Raw genomic sequence first — 22,845 nt, forward strand, 5'->3', positions numbered from 1 at the left:
CATAATGTCCTTAAATTCGTTGTCGGTGGGAACCGCCCGATCGGGCCAAAATCGCGTGGATCCCCCGTCGGTGCGACGACAAAACGCGCCGCCGCGACAACAAGGTTCGCGAACCTTAGCGGGGCGCAATAGAAAACGGCGTCTTCAGATCGGTCTGAAAACGCCGTTTCGCATGAAGTGAGAGTGCAGGGACTCGAACCCTGGACCAACGGATTAAAAGACGGTTCCGCCGGCTTGCGGTTGCTTGTGTTTCACCGTGTTTCCCGCAGTCAAACGCCAATCGCAGCAAGCCGAAAACTAGCGAAAACTGCCTTTGCGGGTGTACCGGGGTGTACCGCACACACGGCACCAATACCCCCTCTGTATGATTGCGGTTTTTTGATGGTCGGAGAATTGCCAGATGAAGACGCCACCGATGTTGCTTTCCTGTCTAATCGCGTCCCTGGTGGGATGTGGACAGGAATCCCCAACTCCACAATCCCCCCCGTCGACCGTGCCTAAGGCGGCATTCTCGAAAAACACTCTCGATGAAGCGACAAAGAATCGAATTTGGTGGGATGTAGAGCGGTCCACCGGCGAAGTCGACCAGTTGTTTGACGAGATGGCCCAGGACGCAAAAGATACGTCAGCAATGCTCAACGCTATGGAGCGTGCAGAGAAAAAGGTTCGCTCGCGCATCGCGTCGGAGTACGGGACTAGCTACGACGTGGTGAAAGAAATTTTCGATGAAGGAGAGTCGGCGGCGTGGCGGACCGAAACGCCACCAGACTGATCCGATCCGACTTTGCGACCACCCCCGGCTATGTCCGTCGCGGTCGCATTCACTCGGCGATTAGCTGCGCGATTTCATCAATCGGGGTGCCGTCGGCGTTGTGGCAATCGGGGTAGCGGTCCCGCACTGTCCGGACGTGTGCCTCGGCTTCGCCTTGCCGTTGTTCCATCGCGACCAATTCCCGCAGCTCGTTGTCGGCTCGCTCAAGAATCGCCTGTGCGTCCGCTCGTTCGGCGTGGATCTCATCGCGGCGTTGTGCCGGGTTTGGTAGCTGGCTTTGTAACTTCCGTAGCTGCCTGTGTGCCTCCACCGTGTTGCGGATTCGGCCGACCAGTTGACGGCAATACTTATCGGGGTGGCCCAGCTTGGACGCACGCATCGCCGCCACCAGACGTTCCGCGTCGGCTTCTGTGGCAGTGCCGGCGACTTCGGCGATACAAATTTCAAGGATCGTCTTGCGTGCCGCGATGGCTTCGTGGTCGCGTTCCGATTCGCGGTGTGACTCGAATGCTTGGTCGATAATGCTCATGGCTTATTCCGGTGAAGGTCAAACAAAAAAGGGGACGGCGGCCCAGTTCCAAAAGCCGCCGCCCCCCTGTGCATCGCCGCCAAAGAGGAAACGGCGACACACGACGCAACGCGACGAACCAGGATCCGGTAGGCCCGCCGCGATCAGGTGTCAGAATCCGTTCATCGTGCCGCGATAGGCGACGATGGATCTGTCCTCGACAGCCAACACGACGATGAACGTTGACGGACCGGCGGGATTCAGAATCGCGTGGTGCGGTTCCAAGTGGAACGTTATGTGGCCATCGCTGATTTCGCCGCCGATGGAAAACTCAAGACGCTGACACGTCATCCGTGCGGCCTTAACGTTTTCGCATCCCTCAGGGACCGGGAACACGATTTCGCATTCCTCGCCGTTGGGAACGTGAACCGTTGCCGAGTCCGTCCCTGGACGGGTTTTTGCTGTTGTGGTGTGAACGCTTTTCTTTGCCATGGGTGCGATTCCTCAAAATGCCTTGCGTAGTGCTTCGCCAATCAGACCAGGACCGAAGTCGACCCGATCGGATGCCGTGATGACCGACAGCGGGGAATTGGCCAGCGACTTCTCACCCGCGATCCTGACGCGTGATGACCGCTTCGCCTTGGACGAATCACCCATTGCCGCCAAGAACGCTGACGGACGGCTGGTGGCTCCGTGATCGGTCCCCATCATTTCGTTGTGGAACTCGCTTTTGAACTTCGCGAATGCCCTAGGACCGGCCAGATAGAATTTCATCGCGCCGGACTTCGTCGACATGGCCGACATTGGAAGACGGTCAACAAAGCGTCGTGCGAAACGGTGTGCTTCACCCGCCAAGTACAAAACGCCCAGGGGCCCGCGATGGTCCGATCGATTGAACGCCATCGGATCTTTCTTCATCGCTTGGAAGAACTCGACTTGGCTGATTGCCGGTCGCAGGTCGAACCATCCGCCATCAACACGCGGCGTATCGTTCAGACCAGGACAACCACGAGCGGTGTAGCGGGACACGTCGGCCAACGCGATCAGTGGCTCACCTTTGGCGTTCGTGTTCTCGGTGAACGTGCCAAGCCAATACTGACGCGCCACGTCGATTGGTTCGCACCCCAACACCGCCGCCGCTTCATCAGTGGTCAGCAAACCGGCTTCACGCCGTAGCTGGTCCCTTTGGTCGTTTGATAATTTCGTGTTCATAACTCTGCTCGATTCTCGGTTCGCCGCATTTCGCACAAGTGGTTCGGCGGATGACCAAGTGGGTGAAACCTGGCTCGTCGGTTTTGATGCGTCGGACATCGTGATACCGCGTCCGTGCCGCCGATCCGCAGACCAAGCACTTCACCGCCTTGGTGGTTGTGATTTGCATTTTCCGCCTCCCTGACTCCGATTCAACAATCTGTCACCCGCCGTGCGGGGAAACCTTTTGCCGCCGCGTGATTAACTAAGGAAGTCCTGCACATTGGCTGTTCCCATCGCTGTCGGGAGGTGCCGAATCAAAAGTAGTACCTACGGACTTTCCGGCGGTTTCCTCTATCGCTCGCTCGCTCAGGATGCGGACTTCCAGTCGGTTGCCGTCTTGCCTGACCTCGATAAGCGTCCCACGCTCGATTCTCCGGCGGGTGCGTCCGATGCGACTCGGTATGCCGTTGTTCAACTCCATCGGCAATAACGCGACGGTGTTTTTGTCGATCTTCAGGGTCATCGGTCGTCATCCTTATCGCTTCGGGTGGAGTGGTTCGCGTGTTCAAGTTCTGGGGTGATGCCAACGTCCCGGCGGTAGCCAATAAACCCGCCGCAAACCGAACACGTTGTGCGAATCCAGCCAGGACGTGATTGAAAGTCGTCGCGCCACGCGGACCGGTCGTGGTACGAGCAACGCGGCGGCGTCGTTGGTTCGGGTTCCGGCGTGTTCAGTGCCGGCGTCATCCAAAGCGACTGAAGTTCGGCGGCGGTCGGTGCGGTGTTCATTCTCGGTTGGTGGTCTTTAGAGTCAGTCTCAATGGGAACCATTAAGAGAGACTGACTCTCTTATGGTCCCTTTATGGGATAGCGGACACAGCTATGTCCGCAGGGATTGAGCCGTTTTGTCCGCCTTAACCGGACACAGCTATGTCCGCAGACAACCGGACACAGCTCTGTCCGCAAGCGTCACAGCTTGTCGAGTCGTTCGCGGCTCATTGGAAACACCCGGTAGGCCGTCGCTCCTTGCTGTAATCCGCCGCGATGAACCACCAGCAGCAAGCCGAGTTGTTCCAGCCGGCGGATGACTCGGCGGACGGTTCGGTCGGACATCCCGCAACGCTTCGCAATGTCGGCTTGCGATGTCTTCGCGATGCCGTCCGGTTTCGTGTCGCGGTACAGAACCAACCAAACCGCCGATTCCGTCCGGCTCAGTTCTCGCAGCGTGAAGTCGATGAACGCATTAAAAACCCGAAAGCGGTCGACCGTTTGCCGCTTCGGCTGGTTTTTCGTCCGGGTCATCCCTCACCCCACAATCCCGCAATCGCCTCGCGAAGTTGCCGGTGTTCCTCGGTCATCGGCGGTTCGGTCGGTTCAAACGATTGGACCGAGCGGTCGAACGTCAGGTCGCAATCGGTCGGCTGTCCGTAGCGGCTTTTCAGTTGCCGCAATGTCACGTCGATAACCGCGTCGTCGGCGTCCTGTTCGGCGTCCTTTGCGGGGACCAGTAGGTAGGCGTCATCGGCACCATATTCAAGCTCTGACGATTCCCGGAAGGATGCCAGCGACAAGCCGTCGCCGGCGTAGCTCGTGCGGCCTTTCGCATCCTTCGAACGTCCGACCGCCGACAACGCCAGGACGCAGCAACCTGCGTCGGCGAACCGCCGTATCGAATCCATCGTCGCATCAACCGAACCGCGTTTGTCGTCGTGCCGACCGACCGGCCGGATTCGTTGGATGTAGTCCAAGACCACCAACTCGGCGTCGATGTCGTCCGCCGCTGCCGCGACGTTCTCAAGCGTCATCGGTGCTCGCACAAACACCAGACGCTCGGCGATGTCGTCGATGACATCAAAAGCCGCGTCTAGCTTGTCGCGTTGCCGTTCGCCTAGCTGGCGGTTTTGAATGTAGTCCAGTCCCACCCCCGATAACCGGCTCAGTTGCCGCTCTAACAGCCGTTCCGGCGGCATCTCGACATTGCAGACGCACGCACGCAACGATGCGTCAGCGGTCATCGCAGAGACGATGCACTGCATGGCAAACGCCGTCTTGCCCATGCCGGGTGAACCGCCCAACAAAGAGACGGTCCCCGGACCGAGCCGGACGTGTTCCAATCCCGGCCCGATGTCGTATCGGCGCGGCGGTTCGCCATGCAAAACGTCGTCTTGCCAGTCATCGAACAGACGGTCGCACCGGATGAAGTTTGCGGCGGTCATTCCGTGTCCCCCTTCGACAATCCGTTGTTAATCGCTCGGCGGACATCGGCCGGCGGCAAACCCGAGTCCAAAGCCGATTCAGTCAGCAACGCATGAGCAAGTCGCGACGGACAGCCCAGCTCGGCCAAGTTTGCCGCCGCCGAGTACAAAAGCCGGTGCCGGTCGCCTTCGTCCGCACCGTCGCGGATAAACTCCAATGTCGAGCGGTTCAACTCGGTCCGGTCGTTGTCGCAACACCGGACCGCTTCGGCTTGTCGGTTCGTCTGTTCGCAAGCTGCTTGCCAGTCCGCGACCGCTCGTTCGTCGGCTGCCGGTGTTTCCGGCAGGTCGAACGCCAACGGTTCGGCCGAGCGATCCACAATCGCCGCCGGTCGAACCTGCCTCAGCTCATCGACCGTCAGGAATCGCTTGTGACGTCCCGTCTTGCCGTGGCGGCTGTTCGGTGCTCGCAATGGCTGGACGATGTTGTAAATCGCCGTGTCGAGACGGACAGCGGCTTTCGCGGCGATGTCCTCGGCAACCTGCCGAGCCACCCGGCCGAACACGTCCGACGGTTTGGCGACGAACAGTGATGTCGGTAGGCCAACGTGAAAACCTTTTGAACCACTGAAGAACACCAGAAGCTCGGATTCATCGACTTGGTATCGCTCCAACACCCAAGCGACCAACCGCCGAGCCGAAGCGGTCGCCCGGTCGATGTTGCCATCGTCGTCGATGTCGAACCACAAAAACCGCGACCAATGCGGACCGGCGTAACGGCGAACGTCCAACGTTCCATCCGGTCGGACCACCCGCGACCGAATCGCATCGTCGTATTGGAAAGGCGATAAGAAACCTTCCCTTTCAATTTGTGCCAGGTCATCGCAATCCGCATAAGCCGCGAACGCTCGGTCATAATCGACCAAACGGCGTTCGCGGCTGCACGGTCCAACAATGCGATACCCCAGCGGCATCGCATTGGTCATCAGAACGTCTCCCCGCTTTCGGATGCGTTCTCACTGCCGCCGTCCGGTGCGAACGCATCCGGTTCCGGGGTGATGACTTCAACAACCTCGAAACGACGCACACGGTTCCCTTCGTTGCCGTCATCGTCGCGGCGGATGGCCAGCTTTACCTTGCAACGGAACACAGCCGGCAATGGCTGTTCAAGTTGTTCCAGGTCGGTGACACCCAGCTTTGAAAGGTCGCGTTTTGTTCGCGACATTGCGGCCTCGGTGAACCAGCATTCATGCCAGAACCGGCCGCCGGCGTGCTCGCCTTCGGCCACTTCGAAGGTCAGCCGGTATCCCGGCGTCCCTTTGGTGCGACTTTCGATAGCCTCACCCGCCACAATGTCGGCGACGTATTCGCCCTTTGGCAAAATGTCATTGTCGGCCGCGGCGGCCGTGGTATCCCAAGCCGATTTTATGGTGTCCAAGCTGCCTTGCTGGCGTAAGATACTAGATAGCTTTCCCATTTTTGATTCCCTTTGATGGGGTGCTAAGAAACGGCGAAGACGTCCGACCGTCTTTGCCAAGAAAAAACCGAAACGGCTGGGGTCGGTTGGATGGCCGACCCCAGCCGTTTTTTCATACCCATTGACGTTTGGGTTTGACTGCCGGTGTGCGTTGTGGCTTGGGACCGGGTTGTGACTGCTCGGTCCGCCGGCGAATGAAGTCTTCTAATGCGGCTTCGCTCACGCGCCACTTGCGGCGTTGCTTACCGCGACCGATTGCCATGCCTTCGATTTCGCCTCTGGCAATCAGCGAACGCGCGGACTCCTTGTGAATCCGCAAGATGTCGGCGACTTCTTGAACGGTGTAGAAGTTCAGACGGTGCATGAAAAAACCTCGCTCTTGTGTGTGCCGCGTGCGGTTGCTTGCGGCTGACAAGAGCAAGGTTAGGGGTGAGAAACCGGGACGTTAGAGTACCGTCCCGCCTACTTTTTGGACTTTTTTTCTTCCCTCATTTGGTCCAGCCACCGCCTGGCCTTGCGTTCCTTAATCCGCAGATCGGCCGCCAGCCTTCTTCGGCCAATGCGCGGGTTCTCAGCGAACATGCGGCGTGCTTCGGCAGAGGGTTCGTCACCGCGTGGTGCGACATCGACTTTCCTTCCGATGTCAGCGTGTCTCTCGATTTCATCCAATCGGACCAGTATCCGTTCGGTTATGTTTCCCGCCTGAAACGCACGGCTCACGAGCATGAGGACAGCGTTAGCACTGTCAGGGTGAGTAGCAGCCAACGCATCGCGAAGCGACTTTGCATCCCTTGCGACTTCGGACAGCCAGAAGGCGTCACGGACAAGGCTATTCGCATCGTCAGAGCACTTCGCCGCAACACCGCCACGCATTATCGCCAAAGTGGACTCGTCGAACGTGACGGACTCGTCCCACACCTGCCGAATAACGTCGAACGCCAGCGTTGCGGCTTCCTCGAGCGCACGTCCACTGCTGTCCGAATCAATTGCCTTGATGGCTTCATCGCTTGTGCGGTCAATGTGACCGTGCGAGTAAACCGCACCTTCGCGGCTTGCGTCGTACTTGGCCATCACGCACCGCCTTTCGTCGACCGCTTCGGCTTGCCGGCTCGGAACCATTTGCGAACGTGCTGGCAGACCGCTTTCACCCGCTTGGGGTCGATGCCATGCCGATAGTTGCCACTCATCGACGCATCCATGTGACCCATGATGAAGTCGACGGCTTCGCGGTCCATCGCATCACCCGCGACGGTGCGGAACGTGTGGCGTAGTGCGTAGTGACCCACGCCAGTCTTTTCGATTCCGGCGGCGTCTTTCACCTTTGCGAATGCCTGTGCAATCGCCGCCGTCTTGTCATTGTCCGGCGAATACTGGCGACCGAACCGTGTCAGGAATGCCAACTCATCCAGCGATGGGTCGCCGGTCGGCTTGCGGTCGGCGATTGCTTTGCGGAGTGCTGACACGGTTTCCGGCCAAAGCCAACAGCCACGCGCCACGCCGGTCTTGCCACGCTCCACGCCAAGCCAGCTTTTGCCGAAGTCGATGTCCGCGACTTTCAGCCGTCCGATGTCTGCCGGACCATAGGCGGCATTCAGACCCAGCATGATGAACGCCGTCATCGACGCATCGGCGTGTGCCAGCATTCGATGGACTTCGGCCGCCGTGAATACCTTGTCCGGCTTTCGTGCCGCCGACTTGCGGACAATCGACGCTGGGACCGCTTTCAAGCCGATACGGAACAGAATCGGACGGTCGGTGGCTCCGATGTCGTTGGCGTACTTGAACAGCGTCCGCGACAATCGCAATTGATTGTTGACCGTCGTCGGCGACCAACTGGACGGAAGCGAATTTCGGTATCGCTCGAAGTCTTGCGGCGTCAGTGTTTCAAGTCGTCGGCCGCGTCCAAAGAAACTGGCGACGTGCTTGCACGCGGCGTGATAGTCGTCGCGGGTGCGTAACTTCAGTTCCCCACGGTCGGCTTGTCTCTGCTTGCTATCCATGAAGACATTGCAGAGCCATCCCACCGTGTCGCCGGTGTCGTCCCGGTTGGGGTCCCTGCCTTCAAGCAAAGCCAGCTTGTCGCGTTCCCACTTGGCCTCTGCCGCGACGGGATTGTCCCACTTACCGAAGTAGTGGAGACGTCCGCGAACCTTCTTTGCCCACTGACCACTTGCGTGTGCGAACAGCGGAAAGTCCTTGCGTGGCTTAGATGGCTTACTGGCCTTTCGCCCACGCGACGATACACTTTTGGCGGTCATCGTTGCTCCTCATCAGCACGTTGACTTGCCCCGGTGGTGTACCAGACCGCCGGGGTTTTTTTGTCTGTCCGCTGCTAATGATAGCATTTACCGCCGCCGGGTGTACCGCCGGGTGTAGTCCACAAAAAGACGGCGTCTCCAATCTCTTGAAAACGCCGTCTTTTCCGCAGTGAGAGTGCAGGGACTCGAACCCTGGACCAACGGATTAAAAGTCCGTTGCTCTACCGACTGAGCTACACTCTCGTCGCTTGGCTTCCGATCCGTGATGACCCGATCGCAGCGATAAGGCGGCTAGTTTAGGAACACGGTCGCGACCTGTCGATACGCCAATTTCGGCAATCGTTCGATGAATCTTCACGATTCCCCCCGCCCAGTCGTCGTTACACCGATTCATCGTTTTGATCCGCAAACTGACGCGACAGACAACCGGTCATGCCGCCTGACTGTACGCCAAAGGTCAACTCGCTCGATCACCGACCGCCACCCCGGGGACAGAAACCAATTCGCCCCCCTAACGGCCGCCGATCCCAGATGCTGTGACCGGATGTGCTGGCCACCTGGACCGCCCCCGCCGTCAACAGGTTCGGTCATTGCCCCGCCCCGGTGCCAGTCGACGCCGCCGGATCAGCGACGGCATCCTTTGGGCCCGCGTCGGGAAATTGAGACAATTGCGACTTGGGAATGAAGGCCAACGATGTCTCCAGCCAATTCCCGCAACTGCACCCACCACCACCCTCGGGCGACAGCAACAGCCCCGAAGCGGGAATCGTGCTGAGCCAACAGTCCGGTCGCAGTCGGCTCCAACGCGTGTACTCGTTCGTCTTGGGACTCCACATTGCAAACTGCTGGCCGGACCAAGCGCGAAAGAACATCGCATCACTGCTGCAGGCATACGTCCCGCATCCGCTGACGGGCATATCGTCGGGGGACCGCTGGCCGCTGGAAAGACTGAACACCGCCGGCCGAACGATGACTTGGTCGTTGACAATGGCCGGTCGTGACAAGTGCGTCCCGTGATCCGCCTTCCCTTTTCCCCACGCCGCTTCGTTGTCCCAAATGGGTTCGCCCGTCCGACTGTCATACGCGCGAACATCGAACTTCACATCCGCCGATGCGACCGTGATCAGCCGGCCCTGCGACACGGCCATCCAAAACGCGACGTCACCGCGTCGGCCCTGAATCGGACGCGTCCAAACTTGACGTCCGTCTTTCAAGTCCAACGCCACCAAACGGACGGCGTCCCAAAAGGGTTCGCCCTCCAGACGCCGCGCGTCACCACCACCGATCTGATCTCCGGCGACTTCGGCGAAGTACACCAAGCCGTCATCGATCGTGATCGTGGTGTTCAAAATCAGCCGATCGGTCGCCCATCGCTGCTTGCCGGTGTCCGCGTCGATCACGAACAAACGATCGCTAACGATCTTTCGCGTTTCTTCGCCCGTCGTCGCGTCGTACCAGCCCGGGCCGCCAAAGTAGTCGGTCCAGTTCGCGTCGGCTCGATTCACACTTCCTACCAACGCGTCATCGGACCTGCCGACGTATCCCCACGCATAACCCCCGTCGACCGCCGGCAAGCCTTCGTCGGGGATCCGCCAAGTCGTGCGGACATCGCCGGTGACCGCATCGATCTTCCAGCAGTGATCGCGTATCAACGCATAGACGAAACGTTCGTCCGCACACCAATTGCCGCAATCACGAGGCAGGTTGAATCGACTGAAGTACGGTGTTTCCAGCGACCACAACACCGATCCGTTGTAGGCATCAACGCAAACGATACGGTCCAGCCCCTGCAGGAATAGCCGGCCGGCAACCGACAACGGCGGCGTCTTTCGGCCGCTGCGGTCTGACTGATAGCGTGGGCCCGGGCGACCGATCCACTGCACCGCCAAATCATCGGCACTGGTACAGTGATCCAGTTCTTCGCCTGCATACGCCGCGTTGTCAGGCCGACCGTACACATGGCTCCAATCACCACTGCCTTGCAGTCGTTTTCCTTGACGAATTTGCCAAGTCAGATCCTGACCGTCCTGCTTTTCCGTTGATCGGTTGGAAATCGCCACCAGCCCGTTGGGGCTGACCAAGCGATCCATTTCGTTTCTGTCATAGGGACAGTCCCGTCCGCCAATCATCGCCCCCGACGTGACCACCGTGGCAATCCGATCGGTCACCGATTGAATCTGTTCGGAACTCATCGCCCGCACGCTGACCATGACGCCATAGACGCCGGCTTCGACCAGGCGCCGCCTTGCCGCTTCGACCCGCTGGGCGTCCGGATCCAACACGTGAATGCGCATTTCGGTTGCACGCGCCAACGCTTCGGCGAAACGTGCCCCATCGCTGGCCCCCAATACCAAGCACAGTCCTTTGGAATTTTCAAACAGCCCGGCCAATTCACCGGCAAGCGAATCGTAGCGGGTGTCCGTTCCGCCGCTCGCTCCGGCCCCCCCCACGATACTTGAACGATCCCGATGGTAGTTAAAGAACGTGTCGCATTCGTACCAAGCCGTGGAAACCGAGCGACCATCGACTTGCTCGACGATCTTGTAGTGATAGATGTGCCTGGGCTGCAGATCGCCGATGACCACGCGATGCTCCGTCGTTGCCTGGGCATCTTCAATCTCACGGGTATGTCCACCGCTGCGGAAGACCAATTTGGACGCACACGGCTGGCTGCTGATCCAGTTCACTTCGGCCGTTCCATCGGCTGCGAACCGTAACCATGGTCCGACGGCGACGCGGTGCCCCGAAACATCCGCCGCCGACTTTGCAAACTTCGTATTTGGCGAATCCGAAAACTCCTCGTTGACTTCGATCGGTTCGACATTCGCCGTGGTCGCCTGGCCATTGCCCGCACGCTGGTATGCGATGATCGTGCCATCGTCCAAGCTGGCGAACAAACGCCCCTGGTCGATGGCCAGTCCCTTGACGCGTCCGTTGACCGGTAACGACCAAAGCAAATCGCCGTTTTCAGGTTCTAGCGCCGCGATCTGGCCCACGCCGGCCGCCAACAAGACGCCATCGGCGGCGATCAAATCCAATGTTTCGCCCAGCGTCGTTGACCACAATTGCTCCTGCGACGTGTCGTAAGCGACGATATCTTTGGCGGTGCAGAAATACGTCACGTCATCCACGTGCACCACACGGCGTGCCGATTCATGCGTCGCGATCTTTTCACGTGATTCCGTGCTGCTGACCGTCATCCATCCGGCCTTGTTCCCCGGTCCATGGATCATGGTCGATTCGTCCACCAAGACACAGAACGATCCACCGCCACCGGAAAGCTGCCCCAGAAGCTGACCGTTATCGCGATCCAACAACAGCGGCGCGACACGTCCTTGCGGAGCGATCAAATGCTTGGGCGATGCCACCAAGGGGCCTTCGAAGGTCGCATCGGCTTGTTCCACGCAATAAATCTGCTGTCCCGTGGCTGCATCGACCGCATAGAAATACGACTGATTCCAAGGCAAAAGCGACGCCGCGAAATAGGCAATCCCATCCAGCACCGTGACGCCGGTACGGATCGGCCACTCGGGGATCAAGTTGCCGTTATTGACGATCTGCCGTCCGTCCGACCGCGCCGTGAATTTCCAAACCAGTTCGCCCGAACGCGCAGCCAGGCAATAAACACAACCGTCGTCCGCGGCAAAGTAAAGCCGATTGCCATCCAACGTCGGCGTAATGCGAACCGGAGCATCGACAAAGTAAGTCCACAGCACTTCACCGGTCGCCGCATCCAAACGACGAACACAGTGTTCCGCCGATGAGGCGTAAAACAAACTGGGGTCACCGCCATCATCGGACTCCGAAACGTCAGCCGCGATCACATAAAACGCTTGATCGTATCCGCGCATTGAATGCAATCCACTCAGGTTTGCATATGCGTCCCACTTGGCGGGACCATGCCAAGCGGTCTGTGGACCGAAAGCCGGTTGATGTCGCCAAACCAAGCGGGGGCGACGCTCGAAACCACTTTCTTCGCAGACGGCATTACGGGTCGGCGACCTTCGAAATGTCGGCCAAGCCCCGGGCGATTCACTGGCCAACAGGCAACCGACCGCCACCCAAAGCAGCCACGAACGACGGCCTACCTCCAGCCGCCAACACCTTTGTAGCAATCCCATCATGTTTTCCTCGACTTCATGCCTGTCATCAGTATCAAGATGCAAACTCTGCTGACCGATCCGCGTTTGTTTCAAGTTGAATGCGATACCAGGAACGAGACTTCACCAAAGATCGTCGTGAATTCACGGGCCGGAGATCATTGGGAGTTATAACGTCATTGCATCTTTCGATGCGCCACCTTGTATCGTTATTCATGGCCATTTCATGCCATCGATTCACCGATGGCGGTCCGTCACCTTTCTGAACCTAAATGCGACAGCGGCGCACGCCAGCATCGTGATCCTGCCGACGGGGCACGCCGCCTTCTTTTCCAGTCGCTCGTCTGCCCATAGCGCGTGGCGAATCGGGATGAATCCTAGCAGCGATTCTTCACCGGGCTTCACGCACCGCCATCAAAACGCCACCGAAAGTTCACACTAGCCCTCCACACCACTCCTTTGCCTGACGGAAGAGGACACAAACGGGTGCTTTCCCATGCGGAAACTTTGCACTTTGTGAATTTCCGGGGTACTCCTGCGCAGCGTTTAGCGAACACCCGATGCAACGCCTTCATTGACAGCGTTTTTGATTCACTTTTTGTGAAGCCTCGATGAGCGGATCAGCATTCGGTGAAAACATCCGCCCTACGTAGCGAAGCATCCAAGCCCCGTCTTAATTTCTCGTGAATCAACCCGTTTTCCGTTGGCGTGCACAACGCCGACGCTAAGATCGCGTCCGAACCAAAGCCTCTTTGGCGTGTGGCAGCTCGCCGCGGGCCACCGGCCAGAACCGCTGCTTAAGCGTTGCCAGATTTCGCTGTGCCACGGATGTTTCCATCGATTGCACCTGAGATTCAACTCACCTGAATTCTCCGGTGCCCTCCTTAGTAACCGACCACTGGCTCCAGCGGACGGTCTGCCAATTCAAACCACTCATTCACAACACCGCATGCCGATTGCCCGATGAAAACACCGTCCTTCCTCACGATTACGGCTCCCATTCGCAAGACGGCCGCCGTGTTTTTCGCTTGCCTGTTCTCATTGATTACCGGATGCAGTTTTGAACCGGAACTGTATCCCGTCACCGGGAAAGTCACGCTGGATGGCAAGGCCTACAACCGGTTGCTGGTTTACATGCGTCCGATGGATGAAACGCCTGACAAGTACTCGCTGGGCGTCGGCGAAACCGACGTCAGCGGAAAGCTGTCACTTCGCAGCACCGCGGGTAACGGGCTAAAGGCGGGCACCTACCGCGTCAGCTTCAGTTGCATGGTGGCCAAAGGAGGCGAAGTCCTTGACGGCAATGAAAAGCATGACGACGACCGCACGTTGGTAACCGAGGACATCGTTCCCGAACCGTTTTGCAGCGACACAGATTCCACTGCGACCTTCGAAGTCAAACCCGTCAGCACCAACGAATTCATCTTTGATATTCCCGGCAAATAGTCCGGACCATCTCATTCCATCTCACATGAAGGGTTCAAAACCATGGAAAAGAACCACATCACCGTGGATCACCCGGCAAAGCCGAAGGGATTCACCTTGGTCGAACTACTCGTCGTCATTGCCATCATTGGCATTCTTGTAGGCCTGTTGCTGCCAGCGGTGCAAAGCGCCCGTGGCGCCGCGCGACGCATGCAATGCACCAATCGCCTGAAGCAACTGGGGTTGGCGATTCATAACTTCGAGAGCGCCTACAAGGGCTTGCCCATGTTGGGCGAGGCTCAGGAAGGCGGCCATTGGTCGGCATTCATTCTGCCGTTCATGGAACAGCAAAGCTTGTACGAAAAGCTGTCGTTCGGCAGCGTGAACTGGGCATCTAGCGCGGCGATCAACGACGCTTCGCTGGATTCACCGAACGAAGTGTTTCGACAGATTGCCGCGTGCGAGCTGAGCGTTACCGGGTTTCAGTGCCCTTCATCAACTGCGTTGGAACCGATCTTCGACGCGTCTTGCTATTCGCCGCCATGGTTTGTGGCTGCCCGGCAACCGGCGAACTACTTGGCCGTCGTGACGGGTCGGCAACCCAATGACTGGAAGCCTTCGTTCGGTTGGGGCCGAACCAATCGGGGAACATGGGGCGACGGCCAAACCACGCTTCACCACAGCGAACTGGACGGCATGATCATCACCCGTGAACCCGACAAGGCACGCATCAGCCAAGGCGGCATGGTCGGCAATCGTTTTCGCGATGTCATCGATGGCTTGTCCAACACTTTGATGATCGGTGAAGCCGAACCGGATCTGTTCCCGCCCACCGATTACACCCGCCAAGAAAATCAGAACGCCGGACGCAAAGACCACTGGGCCATCGGCGGTGACGACTTTGACAACTGGGAAGGCACCGATTGGTCGGAGATGGGCGGATCCACCGCTGTCGCCATCAACTACGAAAAACCCGTTGACGATCGATTCTCCGATCGCTCGGAAACCTGGGCCGCCTACGAGGTCAGCTTCGGCAGCAATCACCCCGGCGGTGCGCAATTCTGCCTGGGCGATGGATCGGTGCGCTTCATCACCGAGTCGGTGGACCAAGTGGTTTACAGCGCGTTGGGCACTCGTGACGGCCGTGAGGTCGAAGCCAACGAGATCGAGCAATAGGAACTTCACATTCAGACGCGCATCCCGATCCCTTCGGGATGCAAAACGCCACCGACGCCGGTTTCTTAACAAGAAACACCGAACGAAAACCACGCCGGATTAACGGTAACTAAAGAGACCCTTGTTGCCCCTCGGTTAAAGTCACCGCGATCCACCTAGTCTCAAACCCTGAGGAGTTTCAGCCATGAGATTTTCGAGAGATCGACGATCGTTCGGTCGTGCCACGGTGGCACTTGCCGGCTTCGTCGCCTTCGCAGGTTTCTGCGTCGGCCCCCTGTCAGCCCAAAAGGTCGAAGTCGCTTTCGACGACTTCGAAAACCTGGACAACGCGACGGACATGGTTCCGTTCGACCTGGATTACAGCAGCCCCTACTTCTTGGACGGAACCGATTGGTCCAAGGCATTCCCCGCCGGCTTCACGTTGGACAACAGCGGGAACACCTACGACAACTCGACCATGCCGCCGGAATTTGACGGCTGGTCGATGATGGACGTCGGATCCTGGATCGGTCACGCGGGCGAACAAGCCGGTCGACAACGGTGCTTCTTCGGTGGCGATAACCGCAACACCTGCTTGGTGGCCGACCCCGATGAAGCCGACGACGGAGGCAACGCAGACTTGGGCAGCCCCGAAAGCCCCGCGTACAACTCGTACATCACTCGTGCGTACGACGTGACCGGCGTTGACCTTTCAACACTGATGCTTTCGTTCGATTACGACTTTGTCACCGAAGACACCCAAACCGGTGTTGTCGAAGTTTCGTTCGATGGTGGGGCTTGGGAAACCATCCTGGAAATCGATTCGACGATCGACAGTGGCGTCTTCAGCACGAACAAGTCGGAAGTGCCGGAAGAAAACGACCAGGGCACCTTTGTGGCCGGGATTGATTTCACCGCACCCGCGTCCGCCGCGTCGATGGAAGTTCGTTTCGGCTGCATTCGATCCAGCAACGACTGGTGGTTCGCCGTCGACAACATTGAATTGATGAACGCGGGCGGCCAAATCGCGTTTGATGACTTCGAAGGCCCGACCCCCGAAATGCCGTTGGCCGATCAACCGTTCAGCGACGCCAACGATGGCCCCGATGAACCGTTCGATCCGTCTGACGGAACCGACTACACCAACAACATTCCGAACTGGGAAATCATCAACGATGGCCCGGCGGACATGCCGACCAAACGTATGTACCGCACCAGCTTGGACGGAGCTTTCCAGGGCTTCACGGTAATGGACTCCATCTCGTGGACTGACCAACAGGACGGCCAGCAACGGGAAGATTTCTTCGGTGCTTTCCGCAGCATGATTCTGTGTGCTGATGGCGATGCCCACCAAGACAACATGGTGATCGAGGAAGAAGAAACCCTTCCGGCGATCCCGGTTGATGGTGAAGGCAACCCGACCGAGAAACAATTCAACTCGTTCGTCCAACGCACCTACAACATGTCAGGATACGACAACACGACGGTCGAAATCACGTTGGACTGGGACACCCGATTGTACGCAGCCCAACGTGGACTGATCCAAGTTTCGTTCGACGATGGTGCGAACTGGACCACGCTGGTCGACGTTGACTCGGCACGCCTGGGTTTGGTCGGCGAAGAGGGCTCCGAAACGCCCGCCGATCCCGCATACGAAGCTCTGCTGAACCCCTACCTGTTCAACGACAACAACAGCAACGGCTTCGTCGATGAAGACGGCGAAGACACGGTCACCGGAATCGAAGACAGCTACGCCTTTGGTGGCTTCGGCAGCGACTTGCCCGCCTCCAAGAGCAACCGAATGACGCTACGCATCGGTTGCATCAACACCGGAAACGACTGGTGGTTCGCCGTGGACAACATCGAAGTCCTGGCGGCAACCCAGTCATACGTGATGGGCGACATCACGGGTGACGGTGTGTGCAGCCTGGCCGATTTCAACGGATTCGTTACCGCAGCATTCGGCGGCCCTGATCCACAAGGCATCTTCGATTTCAACGCCGATGGCATGACCAACCTGGCTGATTTCAACGGCTTCGTCGCGGAAGCATTCGCTCCGCCGCTTCCGTAGTTCTTCCCAAGAGTTATTTGCACCACTGTTCTGAAAGAGTTCATCATGAAAAAGATCTTGCTTTCCCTCATTGCGACCATCGCGATGACAACCGGCGTTCAAGCCGACATGTTCATCAGCGGCAGCGAAACGCTGGCCACTGACAATGTCATTAACCTGACGTTGGGTGACATCCAGTCCATCTACGTTTGGGCCGACACTGATTCGGGTCAGTCGTTCAGTTCGATTTCGTTCAACGTCACAACCGACACGCCGGACCTGATCACCGCAGTCGACTACTCCGTCACTGCACCAGCCCCTTGGGCCAGCTTCGGCCAAGAGTCGTTGAATACTGGGAACCTGCTGGTCAACAACGGCGGCGCTTTCAATTTCTTGGGCGGATTTGAATCGTCCCCAGGCAACGAGTTCTTTCAATTGGCACGAATCGATATCCAAGCCCTTGCCGGTGGCAGCGGAAATCTGGGTGTCGAGATCGGTGGTGCCGGAATCGGCATCACCCCCCCAGGCAGCGACGCCGGATGGGCATTCAACGGTGCCACGGTCAATGTCAGCGCCGTCCCCGAACCCGGTACGTTCGCCGTCCTGGGTGTCGTCGGCAGTGCCTACAGCGGATACCGCATTCGCCGCCGTAAGCAAAAGCAAAACAAAGCCTGATCGGGCGTTGTTCTGTAGACTGCTGAATTGATGTCATCGGTCGATCGTCTCTCGGGACGGTCGACCTTTTTTCATGCGCCGGCACCTTCGGCCAAGCTTCAGCCTTGGAAACGGAAACGAATCTCACCGTTGGACCGCCGTGGGTCACACGCATCCAAACGATCAATGACGGCTGCAACCATCCATCGCGAACCATCCGACAATGATGGACTATCGCGATGAAGCAACCGTCAGTTCACCGATCACTTCGGCGATTGCGGCAACCAACTGATCGATGTCTTCGGGAAAGACATGACCGATGTTGCCGATTCGAAACGTCTGTGCGTCGCTGACTTTGCCCGGATAGATGACAAAGCGACGTTGCTTCAATGCCTGATAGAAACCATCAAATGCAAAGCCGTCCACATCTGGGTACAAGAACGAAGTGATGATGGGTGATTGAATCGCCGCCGGCAGCAGCGCCGTGATGCCAAGTGCCGCAACGCCATCAACAAGTCGACGGTGGTTTTCACAGTACCGTTGGTGACGCGCGGCGACACCACCTTCGGCGTCCAGTTCATCCATCGCCTGAACGAATGCGCGGACCACGTGCGTGGGTGACGTGTAGCGCCATTTGCCGCCCTTGGATTCCATTTCCGACCACTGGTCGTACAGGTCCAAACTAAGCGACCGTGCCCGACCCTTTGTTTCAGACAATCGATCACGATCGGCAATCACAAACCCGAATCCGGGCACGCCCTGAATGCACTTGTTGGCCGATGAAATCATAAAGTCGGCACCGACAGATTCCATCGACATCGGAATACCGCCGAACGATGACATGGCGTCGACAATGTAGACTTTGCCCATCTGACGGCATACCGCGCCGATCGATTCGATCGGGTTCAACATGCCGGTGCTGGTTTCACAGTGAACGATGGCGACATGAGTGATTGCCGGATCGTCTTGCAGAGCCTGCCGAACGTCCGCCGGATCGGCGACCTGGGTTTCCCCCAACCAGCATTCACTGTGGTCGATCGAAAGACGCCGGGCGATTTGCGTCATACGCCGACCATACGCACCATTGCTGATCACCAGCAGTTTCCCGTCTGGGGGAATCACCGATCCGATCGTTGCTTCGACCGAAAAGGTCCCGCTGCCCTGCATCAAGACCGCGGTGTGACGATCACCCCCGCCGGCCAACGTCACCAATCGATTGCGTAAGTCGGCAACCAGTTGGTTGTAGTCCGCGTCCCAGGTGCAATAGTCACGCAGCATTGATTGACGCACGCCGCGCGATGTCGTCAGCGGCCCGGGAGTCAACAACAGATAAGGAATGTCATCGTCCACAATCAGTTTGCCTTGCCTAGAAAGACTCCACTTCCAAAGCCGAAGTGGGACTCGGCCGTTCCAATTCAAACTCGCCGGCTTCGATTCGCTCGATCAGCTCTGGCAAGCCCGCGATCGACGGAATCACCGCGTGTGCCCCCGCGTCGGTCAACGCCGTCGCGCACGAGTCACGGCGACTTTCTTTTTCGGCATCCGAAAGTGCCTCGAATTCCGCCTGGCTCAACCCCATGGAACTGCTGGTGTCGGTGACACCGATGGACCAGGCTCCCGCATTGAGACCCGCCAACACATCGGGAACCGTATCACCGATCTTCAGCACCGAGGCGGGCGGACACACGTCCAGCGTTTCCATCGCACGAAAGATCATCCAAGGCGAGGGGCGACCCGCCGGAACATCGGTCCCACAGATGCTGAAGTCTGGTTGGTAACCCTGCTGGGCCGCGCGGGCGAAAACGATTTCGGCGGCATCGCGAAAGTATCCCGTCGTGCTGGCGATTTTGATGTTTCGTTGTCGCAACCGCTGAACGCATTGCAACAAACCGGGAACGAGATCGCTGTGGCCCTTGGCACACTGCAATTGCTGTGGCACGAAGCCATCTTCATACACACGCCGGACGTCGTCTTCGGTCCATTCCCGTTGGAACTTTTCGCACCATTGCCGTCGCACAGCGGGCATTTCGAAAATGGCACGCAAGTGATCCAGCTTTGACAAGCCCATCGGCAACCGGGCCTCATCGATGGACACCTCAATGCCCTCGGCGGCCAAAGCACGGCGAAACGGCTGTACCGGTGAAAAGCAACCAAAATCGACGGTCGTTCCCGCCCAATCAAAAACGACCAACTTGATAACGTGATTCGACATCAAACCGTTTTACCTTGCGGTGCCGCCCCGTCGGACGACGCAATCGCGGACACCATGGTTTCGTCGTTCAGTGACGAATCTTGTGTGACCGATGTTTGCGCCGGTGATGGTGCGGACTTGATCCAAAAATAGACCCCGGCGACCGACGACAGAATGACGCCGATTGCCGAAGTGCAGTAACTAAGATTGACGAAATATTCCAGACGATTCGAATCGGTCGCAAAGACGTCGCCGAAAATCTGAATGGCCACCGAACCGCTGTAGCCCAGCGAATCCGCGACGTAGATACAAAAGACCGCTGTGCCCACGAATCCGGTCGCGGCAATCAAACGATCGAACAAAACTGAGTTGAAAGGGACATAAGTCAAATATGAGCCCAGGCCGACCAGAGTCATCCACCAAAATCCGTTGATGGTCCCCTGCTGCATCAACAGTGTGCTGACGCCCGTCAAAGCGGCACCGGCGATCATGATCCCCAGTGCGCCGGCCAGCCCCCTGCGATTGTCTCGCACCAGCGTCAGCGTCCCCATGCAAATCATGACACCAAAGGCCACGGGAATTTCCATCCGCGACAACAGCGCGGTGTCATCATCGCCATACCCAAGTCGCTGGAGGATGTCGACTTGATAATTGTCGCGATAATCACGATAGGCTGTTTGAAAAAAGTAGACGGCCAATAACAGCCCCAACCCCACGGCGAACGATCGAACGAAATTCATCCGCTGCGCGCCGGACATCGGTTCGCGGCGGACCCGCTGGGCAATGTCTTCGGCTGATGGCTCAGGTAAATGATCCAGCAGCCACACACAAATGATTAATAAAGGGAAGAAGCACATGCCGGTGGCAAACGGCATGAACCATTCCGAAACGCCGGAATCCATCAACGACAATCCGACGTCTTTGACCACACCACTGGAAACGATGAACGAACAACTGAGCCCGGCCAGCAGGATTTCGGAGGTCCGACGTCCTTCCAAGTACCAGACGATGAGCCCCCAAATCATTCCCAACGGCAAACCGTTAAAAAACATCGCCACGGGCTTCAGCCCCAACGGCAACACCGCAAATAACAACAACGCCAACTCGGCCAATCCGATCAGGCTAAGAATCATCGCCGCGCGGTATCGCCGAATTGCTTCGGAGCAATACTTGATGCCCAAGTATTTGGACAGGGTGTAGCCCAAGATCTGACTGATCACCAAAGCGGTTTTCAGTTCCAATCCCCACAACCGCAATCCGTCATAGGTTCCGGCCGCAAAAGGCTTTCGAAACGCGTACATGCAGAAATAGGTCGCGAACGCCATTGCCATCGCATAGGGAACAACCCGTTGGGTGGATGACCTTCGCAAGAAGGCTTCCAAAGCGGTGCTTTTGGGAAGCTGAAACATACCGACCTAGTGTTCGAATCCTAACCAGAATCTGGTTCCTACCAAAATTAAATGAATGCTATATCGCCGATCGTCCCGCCGAAACGCATGCCGATTCGTTGAATGCGTAGCGTGTCTTTGCCGCGCGGCCGAAACTGGTTTCACGAAGCGTCGCAGTAAACTTCTCCAGGAACTCATCACAAACGGCTTCGTCGTGAGCCAGCGAAAGATACAGCTTGGTGCCCATTGGATTCAAAAACACGCCCTTTTCGAATAGGCCCAACATGACCGCACGACCACGATCTCGATTGGCGGTCAGCATCGATCGATAATTGCGAATCGGTTCGGTGGTAAAGACCACTTGTGCCAGCGGACCGTCACCGATCACTTGTCCCGGTGCTCCGGTATTCATCAGAGCCCGCCGCATGCCGTCACGCAAATAACGCCCCAGCGCGTGCAAGCGATCATAAGTCGATTCTTGACGATACACGGCCAGTGCTGCGCGGCTGGCGGCGGTTGAAATAGGATTGCCTCCCAATGTCGATGCCGACCAGACATAACTGGGCTTATCCGATCGGTCTTCCCGGGTGCAACTCATCACATCCGCACGTCCACCGTAAACGCCGATCGGATATCCGCCGCCCAGCGCCTTTCCGTACGCGACCAAGTCCGGCGTCACGCCGTAATATTCTTGCGCACCGCCATAAGCCAAACGAAACCCCGTCACGACTTCGTCAAAGATCAGCAAGACACCGTGTTGACGCGTAACCTGACGCAGCTTTTCCAAGAACCCTTCTTCCGGTGGCGTGCATCGCTGCAACGGTTCGACGATGACCGCCGCCAGGTCTTCGGCATGTTCGGCGATCAATGTCGCGGTGGTGGCCGCGTCGTTGAACGGAGCCGAAAGCAACAACGGATCCGATCCCGGAATGGTTCCCGTACCGCTCCAGTCGACCTTGGGATGTGGTGGTGGCTGCTGGGGAAAAACACTGGCCACGCCAAAGTCGTGGGCACCGTGATAGGCACCTTCGAACTTCATCACCTTGGGTCGTCCGGTGAAGCCACGCGCCATTCGCACGCAGTAATGCGTCGCTTCGCTTCCGGATGCGGCAAATCGAACCGTATCGCAGGCGGGGCTGATGCGAACAATCTCCTCGGCGACTTCGATCGATTCCTCAGTCACGTAGGCAAAGTTGGACCCTTGGGTGATTCGCCGTGACACCGCGGAAACAACATCGGGATGCGAATGCCCGACCAGAACTGACCCCCATCCCATGGAAAAGTCGATGAAGCGACGACCGGCGCAATCTTCCAACTCGCAGCCTTTCCCACTCACGATGACCGTCGCCAATTCCTCCGGCAAATTGAATTCGCCGTTGGATCCGGCTGGAAACACCTTCAGCGATCGTTCAATGCAATCTTCCATCGGGACGATTTCCGTCAGTGGGGTAAAAATGGTTGACCGCAATCCCCCCCGA

The 22,845-nt window shown here is 57.9% G+C and carries 21 protein-coding genes and 1 tRNA gene; 5 read left to right on the plus strand and 17 right to left on the minus strand.

The window, feature by feature from the left end:
- Nucleotides 1-493 precede the first annotated feature (493 nt).
- Nucleotides 494-772, plus strand: a complete 279-nt coding sequence (locus tag HFP54_RS22785) for a hypothetical protein (RefSeq protein WP_206036350.1) — start codon at nucleotides 494-496, stop codon at nucleotides 770-772.
- 49 nt (nucleotides 773-821) lie between these two features.
- On the opposite strand, the gene HFP54_RS22790 is transcribed toward HFP54_RS22785, so the two are convergent.
- From HFP54_RS22790 to HFP54_RS22850, 13 genes are all read right to left on the minus strand, one after another.
- Complete coding sequence (locus tag HFP54_RS22790; RefSeq protein ID WP_168566915.1) at nucleotides 822-1,301, minus strand: hypothetical protein; 480 nt, start codon at nucleotides 1,299-1,301, stop codon at nucleotides 822-824.
- A gap of 150 nt (nucleotides 1,302-1,451) precedes the next feature.
- Entirely contained in the window at nucleotides 1,452-1,772 is a 321-nt protein-coding gene (locus HFP54_RS22795; RefSeq protein WP_168566916.1) for a hypothetical protein, read from the minus strand.
- A 12-nt stretch (nucleotides 1,773-1,784) separates the two neighbouring features.
- On the minus strand, nucleotides 1,785-2,492 hold the full coding sequence (locus HFP54_RS22800; RefSeq protein ID WP_168566917.1) for a hypothetical protein: 708 nt from the start codon (nucleotides 2,490-2,492) through the stop codon (nucleotides 1,785-1,787).
- 244 nt (nucleotides 2,493-2,736) lie between these two features.
- Nucleotides 2,737-2,997: a hypothetical protein gene (locus HFP54_RS22805; RefSeq protein ID WP_168566918.1), complete on the minus strand. Its 261-nt coding sequence runs from the start codon at nucleotides 2,995-2,997 to the stop codon at nucleotides 2,737-2,739.
- A gap of 446 nt (nucleotides 2,998-3,443) precedes the next feature.
- Complete coding sequence (locus HFP54_RS22810) at nucleotides 3,444-3,776, minus strand: helix-turn-helix domain-containing protein (RefSeq protein WP_168566919.1); 333 nt, start codon at nucleotides 3,774-3,776, stop codon at nucleotides 3,444-3,446.
- Entirely contained in the window at nucleotides 3,773-4,690 is a 918-nt protein-coding gene (locus HFP54_RS22815; RefSeq protein ID WP_168566920.1) for a DnaB-like helicase C-terminal domain-containing protein, read from the minus strand. The genes HFP54_RS22810 and HFP54_RS22815 overlap by 4 nt, the downstream gene beginning before the upstream one ends.
- Nucleotides 4,687-5,655 (minus strand): DNA primase, encoded by a 969-nt coding sequence (locus tag HFP54_RS22820; RefSeq protein WP_168566921.1) that lies wholly within the window; start codon nucleotides 5,653-5,655, stop codon nucleotides 4,687-4,689. Before HFP54_RS22820 ends, HFP54_RS22815 begins: the two co-directional genes overlap by 4 nt.
- The gene (locus HFP54_RS22825) at nucleotides 5,655-6,146 is read right to left on the minus strand and encodes a DUF669 domain-containing protein (RefSeq protein ID WP_235952215.1); all 492 of its coding nucleotides are present in this window, start codon (nucleotides 6,144-6,146) and stop codon (nucleotides 5,655-5,657) included. The genes HFP54_RS22820 and HFP54_RS22825 overlap by 1 nt, the downstream gene beginning before the upstream one ends.
- A gap of 112 nt (nucleotides 6,147-6,258) precedes the next feature.
- Nucleotides 6,259-6,510 carry a helix-turn-helix domain-containing protein gene (locus HFP54_RS22830; RefSeq protein ID WP_168566922.1) on the minus strand — a complete coding sequence of 84 codons (252 nt, stop codon included), beginning with the start codon at nucleotides 6,508-6,510 and terminating at the stop codon, nucleotides 6,259-6,261.
- Between the two features lie 98 nt (nucleotides 6,511-6,608).
- Complete coding sequence (locus HFP54_RS22835; RefSeq protein ID WP_168566923.1) at nucleotides 6,609-7,217, minus strand: hypothetical protein; 609 nt, start codon at nucleotides 7,215-7,217, stop codon at nucleotides 6,609-6,611.
- A complete protein-coding gene (locus HFP54_RS22840; RefSeq protein WP_168566924.1) occupies nucleotides 7,217-8,404 on the minus strand; it encodes a tyrosine-type recombinase/integrase in 1,188 nt (395 codons plus the stop codon). Before HFP54_RS22840 ends, HFP54_RS22835 begins: the two co-directional genes overlap by 1 nt.
- Nucleotides 8,405-8,574: 170 nt before the next feature.
- Nucleotides 8,575-8,647: transfer RNA gene (locus tag HFP54_RS22845), tRNA-Lys, on the minus strand.
- Between the two features lie 344 nt (nucleotides 8,648-8,991).
- The gene (locus HFP54_RS22850; RefSeq protein WP_168566925.1) at nucleotides 8,992-12,255 is read right to left on the minus strand and encodes a BamB-related PQQ repeat family beta-propellar protein; all 3,264 of its coding nucleotides are present in this window, start codon (nucleotides 12,253-12,255) and stop codon (nucleotides 8,992-8,994) included.
- 1,212 nt (nucleotides 12,256-13,467) lie between these two features.
- Here HFP54_RS22850 and HFP54_RS22855 point away from each other — a divergent pair.
- The 4 genes from HFP54_RS22855 to HFP54_RS22870 all read left to right on the plus strand — a co-directional run bounded on the left by HFP54_RS22855 (nucleotide 13,468) and on the right by HFP54_RS22870 (nucleotide 17,809).
- Complete coding sequence (locus HFP54_RS22855; RefSeq protein WP_235952217.1) at nucleotides 13,468-13,950, plus strand: hypothetical protein; 483 nt, start codon at nucleotides 13,468-13,470, stop codon at nucleotides 13,948-13,950.
- A 42-nt stretch (nucleotides 13,951-13,992) separates the two neighbouring features.
- Entirely contained in the window at nucleotides 13,993-15,105 is a 1,113-nt protein-coding gene (locus tag HFP54_RS22860; protein ID WP_168566926.1) for a DUF1559 domain-containing protein, read from the plus strand.
- 184 nt (nucleotides 15,106-15,289) lie between these two features.
- Complete coding sequence (locus HFP54_RS22865; protein WP_168566927.1) at nucleotides 15,290-17,155, plus strand: hypothetical protein; 1,866 nt, start codon at nucleotides 15,290-15,292, stop codon at nucleotides 17,153-17,155.
- 45 nt (nucleotides 17,156-17,200) lie between these two features.
- On the plus strand, nucleotides 17,201-17,809 hold the full coding sequence (locus HFP54_RS22870; RefSeq protein WP_168566928.1) for a PEP-CTERM sorting domain-containing protein: 609 nt from the start codon (nucleotides 17,201-17,203) through the stop codon (nucleotides 17,807-17,809).
- A gap of 210 nt (nucleotides 17,810-18,019) precedes the next feature.
- Here the strand turns inward: HFP54_RS22870 and phnW are convergent, their stop codons facing one another.
- From phnW to HFP54_RS22890, 4 genes are read right to left on the minus strand one after another with little or no spacing between them, the layout of a single operon-like run.
- The gene (gene phnW / locus HFP54_RS22875; protein WP_168566929.1) at nucleotides 18,020-19,138 is read right to left on the minus strand and encodes a 2-aminoethylphosphonate--pyruvate transaminase; all 1,119 of its coding nucleotides are present in this window, start codon (nucleotides 19,136-19,138) and stop codon (nucleotides 18,020-18,022) included.
- Between the two features lie 16 nt (nucleotides 19,139-19,154).
- On the minus strand, nucleotides 19,155-20,000 hold the full coding sequence (gene phnX, locus HFP54_RS22880) for a phosphonoacetaldehyde hydrolase (protein ID WP_168566930.1): 846 nt from the start codon (nucleotides 19,998-20,000) through the stop codon (nucleotides 19,155-19,157).
- Nucleotides 20,000-21,388 (minus strand): DUF5690 family protein, encoded by a 1,389-nt coding sequence (locus HFP54_RS22885; RefSeq protein WP_146412867.1) that lies wholly within the window; start codon nucleotides 21,386-21,388, stop codon nucleotides 20,000-20,002. Before HFP54_RS22885 ends, phnX begins: the two co-directional genes overlap by 1 nt.
- Before the next feature lie 58 nt (nucleotides 21,389-21,446).
- Nucleotides 21,447-22,793 carry an aspartate aminotransferase family protein gene (locus HFP54_RS22890; protein WP_168566931.1) on the minus strand — a complete coding sequence of 449 codons (1,347 nt, stop codon included), beginning with the start codon at nucleotides 22,791-22,793 and terminating at the stop codon, nucleotides 21,447-21,449.
- Nucleotides 22,794-22,845: the final 52 nt, after the last annotated feature.

Origin of the sequence: Crateriforma spongiae, assembly GCF_012290005.1 — a bacterium.
GTDB lineage: Bacteria > Planctomycetota > Planctomycetia > Pirellulales > Pirellulaceae > Crateriforma > Crateriforma spongiae.